The sequence below is a fragment of the Promicromonospora sp. AC04 genome, assembly GCF_003058225.1.
Lineage (GTDB): Bacteria > Actinomycetota > Actinomycetes > Actinomycetales > Cellulomonadaceae > Promicromonospora.
This window is the reverse complement of the sequence record NZ_QBUG01000001.1, coordinates 453,686-471,664: the sequence shown is the minus strand read 5'-3', so window position 1 is coordinate 471,664 and position 17,979 is coordinate 453,686. Positions and strand designations below refer to the sequence as shown.

Below are 17,979 nucleotides of genomic sequence, written 5' to 3'. Positions count from 1 at the left end.
GAGCCTACGGCGTGTTTCGGAATTGGTTGTGGTTCGGTGGTGGGTGGCGGGTTCTTCCCAGACGTAGAACAGGTGTGCGATGTCGTGGTGGGTGGATGGCAGGATGGCCCGCATGCCCAGGCACACGTCGTTCCGGTTCTGCCTCGACCCGTCGGTCGAGCAGGAACGTGTGCTGTCCCGGCACGTGGGCGCGGCAAGGTTCGCGTTCAACCAGGCCCTGCGCCTGCACAAGGACGCGCGTACGGCTGCCCGCCGTGGGCAGAGCGCGAACTCGCTACCCGAGGTCGGTGACGTCTCTGGTGCTGTTCGCGTGCCGTGGACGGGGTTCGATCTGATCAACGCGTTCAACGCCTGGAAGAGGTCGGAGGCGGCCGGGCGCCGGTTCCTCGTCGACCCGACCGGGACGGCCAGGGTGGAGGTGACGGGTCTGGTCTGGCAGGACCGGGTGCTGGCGCAGGTGTTCGAGGAAGCCTGCGTGGACCTGGGTCGCGGGCTGAAGGCGTCCACCGACTCCCGCACCGGTGCCCGGAAGGGACCGAAGGTCGGGTCCCCACGGTTCAAGAGGAAGAACCCGACGGGTGGGTCGTTCCGGATCCGGAACAAGACCAACAGTGGGCGCGCCAGCATTCGCCTCGGGGACGGGGATCGTCTCCGGTCGGTGCGCCTGCCGAAGATCGGTGTCCTGCGCATGCGGGAATGCACCCGGCGGTTGCGTCGAATGATCGCCACCGGCCGGGCCCGGATCCTCTCGGTGACGGTGTCCCGGGGTGCGAACCGGTGGTGGATCTCCATCACCGTCGAGGCCGCCGACCTGCACCCCGCACACCAACATCCCGAAGCGCGGCACACGCCCCAACCCGTCGAGACCGACGAGGCAGAGATCAGGGATGGCCGCACCCAGCCCACCCGGCACGGCGGGAAGGGTTGGGTGGGGGTAGATCGTGGTCTGCACGTCCTGGCCGTCGCCGGCACCCGCGACGGTGTCGAGGTCCTGCGGGTCACCAACCAGCGCGCCTTCCGGCGCGGGCTGCCACGTCTGCGTCGCCTGTCCAAGGCGGTGTCCCGCAAGAAGAAGGGATCGAAGAACCGCAAGAAGGCTGTCGTGCGTCTGGGACGGCAACATGCCCGGATCCGTGACCGTCGTCGCCATGTGCTGCATCAGGTGTCCAACCAGTTGGTCAAGAACCACGCCCGGCTGGTCCTGGAAGACCTGAACATCACCGGCATGACAAGGAACCGCAAGCTGTCGCGCGCCATCTCGGATGCTGCGTGGGGCGAGCTCGCTCGGCAGATCACCTACAAGCAGGCCTGGCGCCACGGGCAGGTCCTGCTCGCGGACCGGTGGTACCCGTCGTCCAAGACCTGCTCTGCCTGCGGCACCCTGCGCAAGGACCTGACCCTCAAGGACCGCGTCTTCGAGTGCTGGTCGTGCGGGCATGTGATGGACCGGGATCTGAATGCCGCCGTCAATCTCGCCGCCTGGGCCGAGAACCACACCCCTACCGCCGAAGACACAGGCGTTGCGGGGCGTGGTGCTGCCCGGGTCGGGGACCGTCAAGCAGCCGGCCCCGTCAAGAACGCCCACCGACAGGACACCCCCACCCACCCTGACGCCCCGCGTCTCGGTGGCAAGGGACTGGATGACGTGGGAACCAATCAGACCGCACCCGCGGCCTGAACCATGGACGCCCGAGAAGGGCGGTGTTTCACAAGCCATCCGACTTCTGAAGCACGCTGTCCACCAAAGGTCGTAGATCGAGTGCATGCTCGCGGGCGATGTGGCGGAGCGGGCATCTCGACAGGCTTGGGTCGTCCGGAAGAAAGGCCTCCGGACCAGCCCGAACACCTGCCGAGCGCGAGGAGCGCGACGATGTTCCCGTCCCACGACCAGACATCCCTCAACCGGCCCGACGGCGGCCCGTTCGACGTCCGCGGCCCGCTGACCCGCCGTGCCAGACCCGGCCGCTCCACCCCCCGCGGCCGATGCGCCGCCGCGGCGCTCGCCGCCCTGGGGGTCCTTGCCGTCACCGTCGCGGCCGGCGCACCGGCGTCCGCCGCGGTGCCGGCCAACGCCTCGACCGCGGTCTCGGCCGCCGACGAACCCGCGCCGCCCCCGCCCATCTCCGCCCCGGCCGGCGAGCACGCCCCGGTGCAGCCCGACGTCGACGCCTGGCTCGACGGTCTGCTGCCGGCCGCGCTGGAGAGCGCGGGCATCGCCGGCGCCGTCGTCTCCGTGGTGGACGACGGCGAGATCGTCACCACCCGCGGCTTCGGCTACGCGGACACGGGGACGACGGGCGGCGAGGCCGTGCCGGTCGATGCCGAGCGCACCCTGTTCCGCCCGGGCTCCGTGTCGAAGCTGTTCACCGCGACCGCCGTGATGCAGCTCGTCGAGAGCGGCGACGTCGACCTGGACACCGATGTCGCCGAGTATCTCGACTTCGACGTCCCGCGCCGGTTCGACGAGCCGATCACGCTCCGGAACCTGCTCAGCCACACCGCCGGGTTCGAGGAGGTGATCGACGGCCTCATCGGCTCGGGCGACGCGTCGCCGGTCCTGCGCGACTCCCTCGCCGCCGACCCGCCGGAGCAGGTCTACGAGCCCGGCACCGTCCCCGCGTACTCGAACTACGGCAACGCGCTCGCCGGCTACATCGTCCAGCGGGTCAGCGGCGTGCCGTTCGAGGAGTACGTCCGGCGTCACATCCTGGAGCCCGCCCGGATGACGTCGTCGACCTTCGAGCAGCCGCTGCCGGACGGGCTGAGCGGCCGGATGTCGCGGGGGTACACCACGTCGTCCGCGGCCCCCGGGCCGTTCGAGATCGTCGGTGCGCCGCCCGCCGGGGCGCTCACCGCGTCCGCGCCCGACATGGCGCGGTTCATGCTGGCCCAGCTCGGCGAGCCCGGTACCGGGTCGCTGCTCGAACCCGAGACGCTCGACCTGATGCACGCCCCCGCGCTCGACGAGAGCACGCTGGGCAACCTCGCCGCGAGCCCCCGGATGACGCTCGGGTTCTTCGACGAGAGCCGCAACGGCCGCTGGATCATCGGCCACGGCGGCGACACGCAGTACTTCCACTCCCACCTGCAGCTCTACCCGGAGGAGCGCGCGGGGATCTTCGTCTCCCTCAACAGCACGGGCAACACCGCCTACGCCACGCTCGCCCTGCGCGAGGCAGTGCTGCAGGGCTTCGCCGACCGGTACTTCCCCGCGGTCACGGCCTCCGGTTCGGGGGCGGGCACGGGGGACGACGCCGCGGCGTCGGGCACCGTCGAGGCGACCGCGAAGGAGCACGCGGCGATCGCCGAGGGCAGCTACGTGGCATCCCGCGGCATGCAGAGCACGTTCCTGGCGGCGCTCGACGTCTTCAGCACCACGCAGGTCACGGCCCGGGAGGACGGCCGCCTGCTGATCACGCCCGGTCCCGGCAGCGCTTCGCCCGCCCTGTACGAGGAGGTCGGGCCCTGGGTCTGGCGCGAGGTCGGCGGCCAGCGCACCATCGCGATGCGGGTCGCCGACGACAAGGTCGAGGCCATCGGGTGGGAGAGCGCGTTCGCCCTGCTGCCGTCCCAGCCGCAGCGACTCCCGGCCCTGGTCTACCCGGTGCTCGGAGCGTCTGCCCTGATCCTCCTGGTGACCGTCGTCGCGTGGCCGGTCGGCGCGATCCGCCGTCGGATCCGGAGGCAGTCCCTGCCGGAGGGCACCGGCCGCGTGACGCGCATCCTGACGAAGATCGCGGCGCTCTGCACGGTGCTCGCCCTCGTCGGCTGGACCACCACGGTCATCACCGTGATGAGCCTCCAGGACGTCCCGGAGCTCTCCCTGCGCCAGCTTCAGGTGCTCCAGGGCATCGGCGTGCTGGGGCTGATCCCGGCCGCCGTGCAGGTGGTCGGAGCCGTCCGCCACCGCCACGGCTGGCGGCGGGTCCTCGGCACCGCGCTCGTGGTGCTCGCGCTGGCCGGAATCGCCTGGCTCGCCATCGACCTCCGCCTGCTCGCGCCGTCGGTATCGTACTGACGATGGCCACGACGGACGGCTCCACGGTGTTCGACGACGCCCCCATCCCGCAGCGGGTCAGCCGGCTGGACGCGCTGCTCGACCGGCTCGGCCTGACCAGCGTCCTGGCGCGCGACGGCCTCCTGGCGGCGTTCGTGCTGCTCCTGACGCTCGGCCTGCTGCTGGTGCTGTTCCAGTTCGTGCTGGAGGCGGAGGGGCTGGTCGTCAGCCCGGCGCAGGCAGTGGTGATCACGGTCGCCGCGTGCGCGCAGACGCTGCCGCTCGTGCTGCGCCGGGTCCGCCCGGTGCTCTGCCTGGGCCTCGTCGTCGCCTGCCAGGTGGTCGTCGTCGCGGCGTCTCCGCCGGATCTGTCGGTGGGCGGCGTACCGGTGATCATCGCCGCCTACACCGTCGGCACGCTGCTGCCGGCCCGCCGGGCCCTGGCGATCACTGGCGTGGCGGTGCCGGTCGGGGCGCTCGTGGCGGGGGTGGTCGCCCTCGTCTCCGGCGGCCGACTGCTGCTGCCGGTGCTCACCCACCTGGCCGCGGGCATCGTGCTGTACCTGGTCAGCGCGCTCGTCGGCGGGGCGGTGGCGACCCGCCGCAGCTACCTCGAGCTGGTTCGCCTCCGGGCGGCGGAGCTGGTCCGGACGCAGCAGGCGACCACGCAGGCGGCGATCTTCGCCGAACGGTCGCGCATGGCGCGCGAGCTGCACGACGTCGCGGCGCACCACCTGTCCGGCCTGGTCGTGCAGGCCGCCGCCGTCGAGCGGCAGATCGACAGCGACCCGGAGGCCGCCAAGAAGGGCACCGCGTGGATCCGGGGGCAGGGCAAGGAGACCCTCGACAGCCTCCGCCTGATCGTCGGCGTGCTCCGGGAACGTCCGGGCTCCGGGTTCGGCGAGGACGCGCACGACGCGCCGCCGCCCGGGCTCGGCGCGCTCGACGAGCTGGTCCGGACGGCGCGCACCCTCGGCGACTCGGTGGACCTGGTCCGCGAGGGCCGGCCGCGACAGCTCGCCCCCATCGCCGACGCCGCGTTCTACCGGGTGGCCCAGGAGTCGCTCTCGAACGCCCGCCAGCACGCGCCCGGGGCGCCGGTGCGGATGGCGGTGCGGTTCGGGGAGCGGGAGGTCGCGCTGGAAGTGGTCAACGTGGCCGCCGTCGGCGCCGCTGCCGGTTCGGCGCGAGGGCCGGCGCGGCAGGGCATGGGCCTGATCGGGATGGGCGAGCGGGCGCACCTGGTGGGCGCGACGCTCACCACCGGTGCCCCGCCGTCCGGCGGGTGGCGGGTGCTGCTCACGCTCCCGCTCCACCACGAGCCCGCGGGTACCGTGTCGGCAGCGGGGGCACCCGCGGTGCCCGCCGAACGGGGAGCCGCACTCGCCGAGGGGGGACAGGATTGATCAGGGTCATGCTCGTCGACGACCAGGCGGTGGTCCGGGCCGGATTCCGGTTCCTCCTCGAACAGGCCGACGACATCGAGGTGGTCGCGGAAGCCTCGAACGGACCGGCGGCGGTCGAGCTCGCCCGCCGGCACAGCCCCGACGTCGTCTGCATGGACGTGTGCATGCCGGGCGGCGACGGCCTCGCCGCGACGCGGGAGATCGTCTCGGGCGTCTCGGGCGTCTCGGGCGTCTCGAGCGACTCGGGTGGGCCGGGTGGTTCTGGTGCGTCCGGTGGGACGACGCCGGTGGTGCTGGTCGTGACCACCTTCGACCTCGACGAGTACGTGTTCGGGGCGCTGGAGGCGGGCGCCGGCGGGTTCATCCTCAAGGACTGCGAGCCCGAGGAGCTGATCGACGCCGTCCGCCGGCTCGCCGACGGGCACGGCCTCATCGACCAGGCGGTCACCCACCGGGTGATCACCGAGTTCGCCCGCCGCAAGGCCCCGCCCCGGCCGACGTCGGACGCCGCGGCGCAGCTCACGGCCCGCGAGGCCGAGATCGTGCGGCAGCTGGCCCGCGGGCTGTCGAACGCCGAGATCGCGCAGGAGCTCGTCGTCGAGACGAGCACGGTGAAGTCCCACCTCGGCCGCGCGATGGCCAAGGTGGGCACCCGCGACCGCCTGCAGACGGTGGTGTGGGCCTACCAGAACGGCCTGGCCCCGGGCTGACGTCGTCGTCCCACGATGACCATGCGCCTGCTGCCACGATGGGGTGCTTCCCCGGTAGCAGGCGCATGGTCATCTTCGCGGGGCGCCCACGGCGCAGTCGTCCGGGGCGAACGGGGTGGGGTCGAAGACGGCGAAGCGCTCGCGGTACTCCGCCGCCCGCCCGGGCCACAGGAGCGTGAGGCGGCCCGAGCGTTCGTCCACGTACCAGCTCCGGCACCCGCCGCGCAGCCACACCGTCCCCGCCGCGCGCCGGTCCACCTCCCGCGTGTACGCGGCCTCCGCCTCCGCGGACACCTCCAGGGGCCCGCCGTCCGCGTCGAGGTGGTCGAGCGCGCCGAGCACGTAGCCGACCTGCGCCTCGATCACCTCAAGGGCCGAGTGATGGCCGAGACCGGCGTTGGGGCCGTCCAGCACGAACAGGTTCGGGAAGCCGTGCACGACCGTGGAGGCGTGGCTGGTCATGCCGTCGGCCCAGTGCTCGGCGAGCGTCTGCCCGCCGCGGCCCGTCACGAGGTGGGCGAACGGCGGGCGGGTGGTCTCGAACCCCGTGGCCAGCACCAGCACGTCCACCTCGTACCGGGCGCCCGACGCCGCGACCAGCACCGATCCCTCGACAGCGACCGGGGCGCTCGGCTCGAGCGTGACGTGCGGCTGCTGCAGCGTCGGGTACCAGTCGTCGCTGAACAGCGCACGCTTGCAGCCCACCGCGTAGTCCGGGGTGAGCACCGCCCGCAGCGCCGGGTCCGGCACCTGGGCTCGCAGGTGAGCCTCCGCGCGCTCCCGCAGCGCGGCCTCCGCGGCCGTGCCGGCCACCCGCGCGTCGAACAGCCGGTCCGCCTCCTCCGCGAGCGCGGCGCGGTCGGGCTGGGCCTCGCCGGGCGCGTAGGCCCGGTCGCCGCGTGGCAGCACCCACGGCGGCGTGCGCTGCAGCACGACGACGGACGCCGCCCGCCGGGCCACCTCCGGCACGAGCTGGACGGCGCTCGCGCCGGTCCCGACCACGCCGACCCGCAGGCCCGCGGGCAGGTCCCGGTCCCATCGCACGGAGTGGAACACGCGGCCCGGGAACGTGCCGAGCCCCGGTATCTCGGGCACGCGGGGCTCGCTGAGCCGGCCGACGGCGGTGACCAGCACCCGCGAGGTCAGCGGCCCGCGGGACGTCGTCAGGTGCCACGCGGCCTCGTTCTCGTTCCATCGCGCGCCGGTGAGCTCGGTGCCGAATCGCAGGTGCGGGGCCAGCCCCTCGGACCGCGCGACATCCCGGACGTACTGGTGGATCTCGGCGCCCGGCGCGAACACCCGTGACCAGGCGGGCTGCGGCAGGAACGAGTACGAGTACAGGGCGCTCGGGATGTCGCACGCCACGCCCGGGTAGACGTTGTCGCGCCAGGTGCCGCCGACGTCGTCGGCCCGCTCCAGGATCTTGAAGCCGGTGCGCCCGGCGCGCCGCAGCCGGGCGCCGAGCCCTATCCCGGCGAGGCCCGCGCCCACTACCGCTACGTCTACGTCGGTGTTCATGTTCGGGTTCATGTCCGTGGCCACGTCGGGGTCTGCGGCGTTGCCGGGGCATGCGGCTGCGCCGGCTGCGCCAACGTGCCGGGCTGCGCGTCCCTCACCCCACCTGCTCGTATGTAGTCGTGCGCTGCCGCACCGGCCGGCCCAGCTCGGCGGCGAGCCGCGTCACGTCCGCCACGGACAGCTCTCGTCCCTGTTCGGGCCCGGCGTTCGGGTCCAGGACGCCGTCGAGCAGCACGCCGCCCAGGTCGTCGGCGCCGCCCGCGAGCACAAGCTGCGCCCCGCGCATTCCGAGCTTGGTCCACGCGGCCTGCACGTGGTCGATCCGCCCGGCGAGCATCAGCCGCGCCACCGCGTGCAGGGCGCGGCTCTCGCGCAGGGTCGTCACGCGCGCGCCGGGCACCAGTACCGGCGACTCCGACGGCAGCCACGGCATCGGGATCAGCTCCGTGAACCCGCCGGTCGCCTCCTGCACACCGGCCAGCGCCCGCAGGTGCCGCACCTGGTCGCGCGCCGACTCGACGTGCCCGTACACGATCGTCGCGGTGGACCGCAGGCCCGCGGTATGGGCTGCGGTGACGAGCTCGACCCAGCGCTCGGCGGGGACATCCGTCCCGCCGGTGAGCCTTGCCCTGATCCGGTCGTCCAGGATCCGCGCGCCCGTGCCCGGCACCGTGTCGACGCCGGCCTCGCGCAGCTCCACCAGCCAGTCCGCCAGGGGCAGGCCCGCGCGGGCTGCGCCGTCGGCCAGCTCGGCGGGGCGGAACGCGTGCAGGTGCAGACCCGGCCCGCCCCGCTTCACCGCGCGGGCCAGGTCGAGATAGCCGTCGGCGCCGGACGCCGCAGGCGGCGCCCCCTGCGCGCACACCTCGGTCGCGCCCAGCGCGGCGGCCTCCGCCGCCAGCTCGGCCACCTGCTCGGGCCGCAGGCCCAGCGACGCGTCGATGTTCCGGTTCACCGCGTACGTCACCGGGTCGCCGGTCCGCTCGTGGCGGACCTGGTTTGCGAGCGCCGCGAGCTCTTCGAGGTCGGCGCCGTCCGCGCCCAGCAGCTCGACCCAGGCGGCGTCGTCGAGGCCCGCGGGGTCGGCGTCGGCATCGGCGAGCAGCCCCGCCAGCCTGCCCGACGACGTCGCGCGGCCCGGGTGCACCGGGCTGCCCGACGACGTCGCGCGACCCGCGTGCACCGGGCCGGCCGGGTCGTGGCGCACCGGGGTGGCCCCGTCCGCCGTCGGCTCCGGACCTGGGCGTACGGCCGCCGTCGGCCCGGGGCCTAAGGCGGGGCCACGGACCGAGCCGACGGTGGAGGCGGGGCCCCGGGACGAGCCGACGGTGGAGGTGGGGCCCCGGGACGAGGCGACGGCGGAGACGGGGCTCGGACCCGAGGCCGGGAACTCGCCCAGGAGCGCGTCGTGGCGGGCCAGGCCGTAGTCGTCCGCGAGGGCCAGGACCCGCTCGCGCAGCCGGTCGTCGAGCCACTCCGCCCCATCGCGCGCCTCGCGCAGGTAGTGCGGGTGCGCGGTGAGGCGCTCGCGCAGCGTGTACCCGCCCTCGGCGGTGAGCCGGGCCAGGTCCTCGATGTGCGGCCAGGGCCGCTCGGGGTTGACGTGGTCCGGGGTGAGCGGGCTGACGCCGCCCCAGTCGTCGATGCCGGCGCGGACCAGGAGCTGGAGCTCAGCGGCGTCGGTCAGGTTGGGCGGCGCCTGCACCCGCATCCGCGGGCCGAGCAGCACGCGGGTCACGGCGACGGCGGCCGCGTACTCCTGGGTCTCCAGGTCCTCGGCGCCCATCATCGCCGTGGCCGACTTGGCGCGGAAGTTCTGCACGATCACCTCTTGGATGTGCCCGTCCCGGGCGTGCGCGTCGCGCAGCGCCAGGATCGAGTCCACACGCTCGGCGTAGTTCTCGCCGATGCCGAGCAGCACGCCGGTGGTGAAGGGGATACGGGAGCGGCCGGCGTCGTCGATCACGCGCAGCCGCAGGGCCGGGTCCTTGTCGGGGGAGCCGAAGTGCGCCTGGCCCTTCTCGGTCCACAACCGCTCCGAGGTGGTCTCCAGCATCATGCCCATCGACGGGCCGACGGGCTTGAGCCGCTGGAGCTCCGCCCACGACATCACGCCGGGGTTGAGGTGGGGGAGCAGCCCCGTCTCGTCGAGGATCAGGCGGGCCATGTGCCCCACGTAGTCGAGCGTCGAGGCGTAGCCGTGGTCGTCGAGCCACTGGCGGGCGACCGGCCAGCGGTTCTCCGGGCGGTCGCCGAGGGTGAGCAGGGCCTCCTTGCAGCCCAGCGCCGCACCCTGCCGCGCCACCTCCAGCACTTCCTCGGCCTCCATGTACGGCGAGATGCCGGCCTTGGCGAGCTTGCCCGGCGTCTGGACGAAGATGCAGTAGTGGCACCGGTCCTGGCACAGGTGCGTCAGCGGGACGAACACCTTGCGCGAGTACGTGATGACGCCGGGCCGGCCCGCCTCCGCCAGGCCGACGTCGCGCATTGCGCCCGCCACGGCGAGGAGCCGGTTCAGGTCGGCGCCGCGAGCGTGCAGCAGCACCTCGGCATCCGCCCGGTCGGGCACGCTGCCGCCGCCCTCCTCCAGCCGGTCGAGGGCAGCCTCCAGGACAGGACGGTCCGGGGCCGGCGGCTGGTCGGCGTCGCGCGAAGGCATGCGCAGGGTCAGGGGAACTGTCATGAGCCCACCTCGGGTGCAGGAACCGGATCGGGATGGTCCGGAGGGGACGGGCCGACACTATGTCATCGTGCGGTGCCGCCATCGACGTTATCCACAGGCCACGCGTCGCCGGGGGCGGCCGCGTGCAGCACCCAGGCGTGGCAGTGTCAGTGCTCGCCAGTAGCCTCGCCGCCATGAACCCGACCTTCATCGATCCCGCGGTGCTCGCCGTGGCCGACGCCGCCACGCTGGAGTCCCTCCTGACCGAAGCGGACTGGACCTCCTTCGTCCCCGAACGGGACCTGCCCGCACTGCGGGATCGGCTGACCACGCTCGAACAGGACCACGGCGTCACCCCGGCGCACCGGCTCGCCACGGACGGCGTCCGCGCTCGTGGCACGACGCTGAGTCATCCCGCCGTGCACCGTTCGGAGATCACCGCATTCGGGCTGAGCCCGTCCGGCAGCCACCTGGCCACCGCCGAATGGGGTGCGGGCGAGCGCGGCATCGTGCAGATCTGGGAGGTCGCGACCGGGCGCTGCGTCAACGCCCTGCCGTGGGTCGACGGCGGCGTAGGCATGTGGGGCGTCGCACGGGCGGTGCAGTGGTCTGCCGACGGCCTGCACCTGGGCATGGCGTTCCGGACCAACGCGGTGGGGGTCTGGGACCCGTTCCGCGGGTCCTCGGATCGGCACTCGTTCGAGGCGTCGGAACCACGGGCCGAGGCCCAGGTGACCGACGGCGCCGACAGCCCGCCGGCGTGGGCGCTGCACCCCGACGGCCGCAGCGCCTACGTCGCATCGGGTGGGACTGGCGCTCCCGGCGTGCAGGGATGCATCCCGCCGCTGGACAGCGGCGTCCTCTACTGGCGCTACGACGAGCCCGAGCCGGGGCCCCTGGCCAAGGGCCCCCTGCCGCCGGAGATCCAGGAGGCAGTCGGCGCAGAGCTCGTGATCGACCGATCGCCCACCTGGTCCGCCGATGGAACCCGGCTGTACCTCACCAACCGGTCCGAGGTGGCCGTCGTCGACGTCGCGACGGGTGACCCGCTCTGGATCGCCCGGATCGACTGGCTGGCCGCGTGGAGCCCCGACCAGCGCTTCGTGGCGCACCTTGACGAGGGCCTGCTGCAGTTCCGCGACGCGACCGACGGCCGCCTGATCAGCGAGCCTGTGCCCGACGTCGGGTCACGCTTCAACATGTCCCTGCACTCGGCCCTGCGCGGTTCGGCCGCCCGGTTCGCGGCAGTGCGGTGCACGAGAGCGGCCGAGCCCGGTGTCGAGATCTTCGACGGCGGGCAGCTCACCTACCGGGTCGCGGTCACCCCCGCAAGGACTCCCGACGTCTCGGACTTCGCGACCTGGGCCTGGGCGCCGTCCGGCGACCGGGGCGCCGTGCTGACGGAGTCGGGGGACATCGAGATCTGGTCGCTGGGCGACGGCGTGCCGCAGCGGCAGCGCTCGCTGGCTGCCCCGGCCGGAACGCTGGGTGTGCTGTGGGGCGCCGGCGACGTGGTTGTCGCGACGGGAAAGGAAACCCTGCGCTTCTGGCGAGCCGACACCGGCGAGACGGTGGGCGACTACGACTTCCTGCGGGAGGCGGACGCCGAGCTGCCGATCCACGAAGACTTCGTCTACAACCAGTTCGATGGCAGCATCGTCGCGCTCGACCGGGAGACCTGGTGCCTGCCCGTCGAGCCGGACATGGCGATCGCCCCGCCCGAGCGTCGCGCCGACGTCGAGGCGCACCTTGCCTGGGTCGTCGATCGGCGCTTCGCCTGGCCGTTGAGCTGGGGCCGGTTCGACATCTGGCCGGATGCGCAGACCGTTCTGGCCAAGGCCCGAACCCTGTCTCCGGACGTGGGGGTGCTGCGGACCGCGGTCAGGGAGCTGACCGGGTGAGTCAGGCCGGGAGCTCCGTCACCCGCCCAGTGGCTCCCGCCGCGCGAGCACCTTGCGGTAGCTGATCCGCCAGCCGTCCACGCCCCGCGTGACCGTGTCTTCGTAGGTCACGCTGCCGGTCGTGCCATCGGCGTTGACGCCGATCCCCTTCGAGCGGGCGTGCACCGTCGCGTCGTCGACCGCCGTGAGCACGACGTTCGTGACGTGGTGCCCCACGGGGTTGCCCGGGCCGAGGGCCCGCGCCGCCTCGCGGACGGCCGTGATCCCGTGCAGCGGCTCCGAGCCGAGGTCGGACACGTCGTAGACCGAGTTGGCGGTGAGTACCTCGTCGAGCCGGTCCAGCTCGCCGGCGTCGACCAGGTGCCCGTGCATCGCAAGCAGCTCGTGGATCGCCAGACGGTCGTCAACGGTGAGGGCGGTCATGCCGGTCGCTCGTGTTGTCATGTCAACACCCTCCGCTCAGTCTGTTGTCATGTCAACGGTTGGTAGTGTGCGAAACCTGATGACCGAGCTGACCAGCGACGAGATCCGCCTCTGGCGCGCCTGGACAAGTGCCTCCGAGGTGTCCCGGCGCCGCATTGCCGACGACGTCGGTGCCGCCACGGGGCTGTCCGCTTCCGACTTCGGCGTGCTCAGTCGGCTCGTACACCTCGGCGAGGGAACCCTGCGGCAGAACGAGCTCGCTGCATCCATGGACTGGCACCGCAGTCGGCTGTCCCACCAGCTCTCCCGCATGGAGCAGCGCGGGCAGGTATCTCGTTCGTCGGCGGGCGGGGGCATGGTGGTCACCATCACGGACGCCGGGCGTGCTGCCATCGATGCCGCGCGTCCCGTCCATGCGGAAGCCGTACGCAAGCACTTGTCCGGCCTGGTCCCCGAAGGGCAGTTCGACGCCTTCGTCGATGCCCTCGAACGGATTGCTGAAGGGGCCTGACCTGGCGGCAGCCTGTCGAACCCGGCCCGCCCTTAGCCCGCGCGAGCGGCAAGTCAGAGGCCGAAAATGGCCAATGTTCGTTGCTCATATGCAACGTTGCAGGTCCTTGCGGGCGCTCATGGGTTGCTGAGCCCACAGGGTCGGTTTCTGCCGCGCGGATGCGTGAAGCCGTGGCTAGCCTGGAGGTGCTGCACCCCTTGGTGAGCAGCACCAACGGATTCACGACCCAACCCCGGGAAAGACGTAACCCCGGCGATTTAGCCCAAGGGCTAGGGATCGTTCCGGGGTCTTCAGGGTCAAATTTACGGGAGCTGGTGTGCTTGTCAAGCGCAACGACGGGATCGGTACGGGCGTGGGACTACAGGGTTGTCATGGACCTGGTGACGCGGGAGCGGATGGGCTCGTACCTGAGCGCGGTGCACGGGGACCTGGAACTCGCCTTCGCCCGATACGGGTGGAACATCGAGGCGTCGGCCAGTGTCATCGGGTTGTCGTCGGTGGTTGAGGTCGTGGTTCGCAATGCAATCGATCGTGAACTCACCGCCTGGGCTGAACGGGTCCACGGGGTGGGTGCGAGTTGGTTCGACCAGGCTCCGCTTGATCCGAAGGGGCGCCGGGACCTGGAGAACGCTCGGAGCCGGGCAACGCAGCATGGACGCAACCGGGAGATCCACGGCAAGGTGATCGCTGAGCTGTCTCTCGGATTCTGGCGTTACCTTGTCGAGTCGAGGTATCACACTTCCCTCTGGGTTCCGGCTGTCCACCGGGCTTTCTCAGATGGGCCGAAAGACCTCCGCCTCCGCCGTGGGCAGGTTGCTCTCCAGATGCAGCAGCTTCAATTCGTGCGGAATCGCGCCGCTCATCATGAGCCGATTCATCGCAGGGATCTGAACAAGGACATGACGGCTGCCGAGGGGCTCATGCGCTGGGTTTCACCTGATGCCGCCGCATGGATGGCAGCCGTGTGCTCGCTGCGCGAGGTCATTGCTCGTAAGCCGCGCTGAGCGTGGCGTTTGGCGCCGGATATCCAGGAGAATCTTCTGATGCGGATCATCCAGCTCCCCGCCCGGGAGATCTCTTGGTTCGGCAGCCACGGCGTCGACATGGACTTCCTGCCCCAGGTGTTCGACGCCGAGCGCACCACGGTGAACATCGCCCGGATCGTCGCGGGCGGCGCGCTGGGGGAGCATCCGGCGACGACGCTCCAGGTCTTCGCCGTTCTCGCGGGCGACGGGGTGGTTACCTCGAAGGGCGTGGACGGAGACGCCGACGAGCGCTGGGAGATCCAGCCCGGCCAGGCCGCGATCTGGGAGACGGGCGAGATCCACGAGACGACGGCGACCACCGACCTGCTCGCAGCGATCGTCGAGACCGGTGCCGGTGAGCTGGTGTTCCGCGAGCAAGAGGTGCTGTTCGGGTCCTCGCTGGGCTGAGCGGTCGCACTGGGAAAGGCGTAACCCCGGCGATGTGGCTGAGCCAGGGATCGTTCCGGGGTTTTCATGAACAACCCTACGGGTGTGACGGGATCCGCGCGCGGGAGATGGGTTACACGGTGGTCGCGGCGGGGCTGGATCGAGCGTCCAATGACGTAACCCCGGCGATGCAGCCAATGGCCAAAGAGCGTTCCGGAGGCCGGGCGAAAGAGACAGGTGCTCACCGCCGACCCCACTACGCTCCACCTCATGGCTTCCACCGTGTACGTCATCGGCGCCGGACCCGCCGGCCTGGCCGCAGCAGCCGCCCTCAAGTCCAGGGGTGTAGATGCCACGGTCCTCGAGAAGTCGGAGCACGTCGGCAACGCCTGGCGGAACCACTACGACCGCCTCCACCTGCACACCACCCGCGGCCTCTCGAAGCTGCCCGGCCTCGCGATCCCGCGTGAGTTCGGCCGCTGGGTCGCCCGGGACGACGTCGTCCGCTACCTCGAGGCGTACGCCGCCCACCACGACCTGCGGATCGAGCACGGCGTCGAGGTCACGCGCCTCGATCGCGAGGGCCGCGAGGGCCCCGAGAACCGCGAGAACGAGGGCCGCACCTGGACGGTCACGACCGGCGAGGGCACGCGCACGGCCGACGCCGTCGTCGTCGCCACCGGCTACAACCACACGCCGCACCTGCCGGACTGGCCCGGCCTGGACGGGTTCATCGGACAGGTCGTGCACGCGAGCCGGTACCGCAACCCGGCCCCGTACGCGGGACAGGACGTGCTGGTCGTGGGCGTGGGCAACACGGGCGCCGAGATCGCGCAGGACCTCGCCGAGAACGGCGCCGCGAGCGTCCGCCTCGCGGTCCGGACGGCGCCGCACATCGTGCCGCGCAACCAGGGCCCGTGGGCCGCGCAGTACACCGGCCTGCTGGTGCGCCACCTCCCGACCGCCCTGGTCGACGCCATAAGCGTCCCCGTCCGCAAGGCCAGCTTCCCGGACCTGTCCCACCTCGGGCTGCCGATCCCTGAGGTGGGCCTGGCCACCCGTGTCGCCCAGGGCGCCATCCCGGTGCAGGACGTCGGCCTGGTCGCCGCGGTCCAGGCCGGTGCCGTCCAGGTGGTCGGCTCGATCGAGCGGTTCGACGGCGCCGAGGTGGTCCTGGCCGACGGCGCCCGCCTCACCCCCGACGTCGTGCTCGCCGCGACCGGCTACCGCCGCGCGCTGGAACCGGTGGTCGGACACCTGGGCGTGCTCGGCGCCCACGGCAAGCCGATCGCGACGAACGGCCGCCCGGCGGCCCCGGGCCTGTACTTCACGGGCTTCACCAATCCGATCAGCGGCATGTTCCTGGAGATGGCGGCGGACGCCCGCCGGATCGCACGGAACCTGACCGGCGGCCGCTGAGGACACGAGGCCCCATTGCGGCCGGCCTCCGTCAACTCATGGTGTGGAAATCCCCCATTTCACCCGACCGCGCATCTTGCTAGCGTCTCCGGGACCAGCAGGCGAGGCAGCGTAGCCGCGACCTGCTCCGGCTCATCGACGAACTGAGGTGGTTCCATCATGGTCTCCCGCCGCGCCCCGATCATCGTCGCAGTTGCCACAGCCGCGATGCTGGCGCTAGGAACGGCTCTCGTTCCCCTGCTGCCGCCCACGGCTGTCGCCACCGCCTCGCCGCCGGCGTCCGAACCCGAGCTGGAGGCCGCCACCCCCGTCGCGGCGAACGGTCAGCTCAGCGTGTGCGGCACCGGTCTGTGCAACGAGCAGGGCGCGCAGGTTCAGCTGCGTGGCATGAGCACGCACGGCACCCAGTGGTACTCCCAGTGCGTGACCGACGCCTCGCTCGACACCCTCGCGAACGACTGGGGTGCCGACGTCATGCGGATCTCCACCTACGTGCAGGAAGACGGCTACGAGACCGATCCGGAGCACTTCACCGCCCTGGTGAACGACTACATCGACAAGCTCACGGCGCGTGGTCTGTATGCCATCGTCGACTGGCACATGCTCGATCCGGGCGACCCCAACTTCAACCTGGAGCGCGCCAAGACGTTCTTCACCGCCGTCGCCGAGCGGAACAACGGCAAGAACAACATCATCTACGAGGTCGCGAACGAGCCCAACGGGGTGTCGTGGCAGGCCATCAAGAGCTACCACGAGCAGATCGTCCCCGTGATCCGCGCCAAGGACCCCGACGCCGTCGTCCTGCTGGGTACCCCGGCGTGGTCCTCGCTGGGCATCTCTGACGGCTCGGACGAGTCCGAGGTGGTGAACAACCTGGTCGGCGCCTCGAACGTGATGTACACGTTCCACTTCTATGCCGCGTCGCACGGGCAGGAGTACCTGGACGCGCTCTCCCGCGCCGCGGACCGGATCCCCATGTTCATCACGGAGTTCGGGACCCAGAACTACGCGGGTGAGGGTGCCAACGACTTCGCCATGGCGCAGCGGTACCTCGACCTCGCGGCGTCGAAGAAGATCAGCTGGGTGAACTGGAACTTCTCGGACGACCACCGGTCAGGAGCGGTCTTCACGGAGGGAAGCTGCGACAGCGGCTCCTTCGGCACCGGGAACCTCAAGGAGGCCGGGCTCTGGATCCGTGACCAGATCCGCACGCCGGACGACTTCTAGGTCGCGCACGGGTACGCGGTCACCGTCTCGCTCGTGCGCGAGACGGTGACCGCGTCGCCACCCACTCGTCCGACGGGACTAGGCAGTTCCCAGGTACGCCCGCACCACGTCGTCGTCGGCCAGCAGCTCCGCGGCCGGGCCCGAGCGAACCACCTCGCCGGTGCGCAGCACGTATCCATAGGAGGCCGCGCGCAGGGCGCGGCGGGCGTTCTGCTCGACGAGCACGACGGTGGTCCCGGCTTCCCCGATCTGTGTCACGACGTCGAACACCTCGTTCACCACGAGCGGCGCCAGGCCCATGGACGGCTCGTCCAGGAGCAGCAGCGTCGGCTCGGCGACCAGGGCCCGGGCGATGGCGAGCATCTGCTGCTCGCCGCCGGAGAGCGTGCCCGCGGGCAGGTCGCGCCGCTCGGCCAGCACCCCGAACCGCTGGTACATCTCGTCGATCGTGCGGGCCGCGGCGCGGCCGCGGTGCCAGCCGCCCATGGCGAGGTTCTCGGCCACGGTCAGGGTGGCGAGGATCTGGCGGCCCTCCGGCACCTGGACCAGGCCGCGCGCGACCAGCCGGTGCGCGGGGGCGCGGGTGATGTCCGTCCCGCGGAACCGGACGCGGCCGCCGTGCGGGCGCACGATGCCGGACACCGCGTTGATGATGGTCGACTTCCCGGCGCCGTTCGCCCCCACCAGCGTCACGAGCGACCCCTCGGATACCTGGAACGACACGTCGCGCACGGCCTCGACCCGGCCGTAGCGGACGGAGAGACTCTCCACCTCGAGCAGTGGTTCGGTCATG

The 17,979-nt window shown here is 71.9% G+C and carries 14 protein-coding genes; 10 read left to right on the top strand and 4 right to left on the bottom strand.

Translation table 11 applies throughout. From position 1 onward, the window contains the following. Positions 1-79 precede the first annotated feature (79 nt). The 4 genes from C8K30_RS02000 (at position 80) to C8K30_RS01985 (ending at position 6,113) form a co-directional block, all read left to right on the top strand. Positions 80-1,678 carry an RNA-guided endonuclease TnpB family protein gene (locus C8K30_RS02000; protein ID WP_108491198.1) on the top strand — a complete coding sequence of 533 codons (1,599 nt, stop codon included), beginning with the start codon at positions 80-82 and terminating at the stop codon, positions 1,676-1,678. 192 nt (positions 1,679-1,870) lie between these two features. Then, positions 1,871-4,018, top strand: coding sequence for a serine hydrolase domain-containing protein (locus C8K30_RS01995; RefSeq protein WP_108491197.1), 2,148 nt, complete (start codon positions 1,871-1,873; stop codon positions 4,016-4,018). A 2-nt stretch (positions 4,019-4,020) separates the two neighbouring features. Next, positions 4,021-5,403, top strand: a complete 1,383-nt coding sequence (locus C8K30_RS01990) for a sensor histidine kinase (protein ID WP_108491196.1) — start codon at positions 4,021-4,023, stop codon at positions 5,401-5,403. An 8-nt stretch (positions 5,404-5,411) separates the two neighbouring features. Then, positions 5,412-6,113 (top strand): response regulator transcription factor, encoded by a 702-nt coding sequence (locus C8K30_RS01985; RefSeq protein WP_233256923.1) that lies wholly within the window; start codon positions 5,412-5,414, stop codon positions 6,111-6,113. 69 nt (positions 6,114-6,182) lie between these two features. On the opposite strand, the gene C8K30_RS01980 is transcribed toward C8K30_RS01985, so the two are convergent. Together C8K30_RS01980 and cofG are read right to left on the bottom strand one after the other, a co-directional pair. Next, a complete protein-coding gene (locus C8K30_RS01980; RefSeq protein WP_108491867.1) occupies positions 6,183-7,631 on the bottom strand; it encodes an NAD(P)/FAD-dependent oxidoreductase in 1,449 nt (482 codons plus the stop codon). Between the two features lie 94 nt (positions 7,632-7,725). Then, a complete protein-coding gene (cofG, locus tag C8K30_RS31130; protein WP_233256922.1) occupies positions 7,726-10,314 on the bottom strand; it encodes a 7,8-didemethyl-8-hydroxy-5-deazariboflavin synthase CofG in 2,589 nt (862 codons plus the stop codon). Between the two features lie 173 nt (positions 10,315-10,487). On the opposite strand from cofG, the gene C8K30_RS01965 reads away from it, so the two are divergent. Next, positions 10,488-12,194, top strand: a complete 1,707-nt coding sequence (locus C8K30_RS01965) for a WD40 repeat domain-containing protein (protein ID WP_108491194.1) — start codon at positions 10,488-10,490, stop codon at positions 12,192-12,194. Between the two features lie 18 nt (positions 12,195-12,212). Here the strand turns inward: C8K30_RS01965 and C8K30_RS01960 are convergent, their stop codons facing one another. Further along, on the bottom strand, positions 12,213-12,638 hold the full coding sequence (locus C8K30_RS01960) for a nuclear transport factor 2 family protein (protein ID WP_199230297.1): 426 nt from the start codon (positions 12,636-12,638) through the stop codon (positions 12,213-12,215). 58 nt (positions 12,639-12,696) lie between these two features. On the opposite strand from C8K30_RS01960, the gene C8K30_RS01955 reads away from it, so the two are divergent. The 5 genes from C8K30_RS01955 to C8K30_RS01935 all read left to right on the top strand — a co-directional run bounded on the left by C8K30_RS01955 (position 12,697) and on the right by C8K30_RS01935 (position 17,186). Then, positions 12,697-13,128: a MarR family winged helix-turn-helix transcriptional regulator gene (locus tag C8K30_RS01955; RefSeq protein WP_108491192.1), complete on the top strand. Its 432-nt coding sequence runs from the start codon at positions 12,697-12,699 to the stop codon at positions 13,126-13,128. A gap of 371 nt (positions 13,129-13,499) precedes the next feature. Then, entirely contained in the window at positions 13,500-14,132 is a 633-nt protein-coding gene (locus tag C8K30_RS01950) for a hypothetical protein (RefSeq protein ID WP_108491191.1), read from the top strand. Between the two features lie 39 nt (positions 14,133-14,171). Beyond that, complete coding sequence (locus C8K30_RS01945) at positions 14,172-14,561, top strand: hypothetical protein (RefSeq protein ID WP_108491190.1); 390 nt, start codon at positions 14,172-14,174, stop codon at positions 14,559-14,561. A gap of 249 nt (positions 14,562-14,810) precedes the next feature. Then, entirely contained in the window at positions 14,811-15,959 is a 1,149-nt protein-coding gene (locus tag C8K30_RS01940) for an NAD(P)/FAD-dependent oxidoreductase (RefSeq protein WP_108491866.1), read from the top strand. Positions 15,960-16,118: 159 nt separating this feature from the next. Further along, positions 16,119-17,186: a glycoside hydrolase family 5 protein gene (locus C8K30_RS01935; protein WP_199230296.1), complete on the top strand. Its 1,068-nt coding sequence runs from the start codon at positions 16,119-16,121 to the stop codon at positions 17,184-17,186. A gap of 78 nt (positions 17,187-17,264) precedes the next feature. Here C8K30_RS01935 and C8K30_RS01930 read toward each other — a convergent pair whose 3' ends face one another. Further along, the gene (locus tag C8K30_RS01930) at positions 17,265-17,966 is read right to left on the bottom strand and encodes an ABC transporter ATP-binding protein (protein WP_369939337.1); all 702 of its coding nucleotides are present in this window, start codon (positions 17,964-17,966) and stop codon (positions 17,265-17,267) included. Positions 17,967-17,979: the final 13 nt, after the last annotated feature.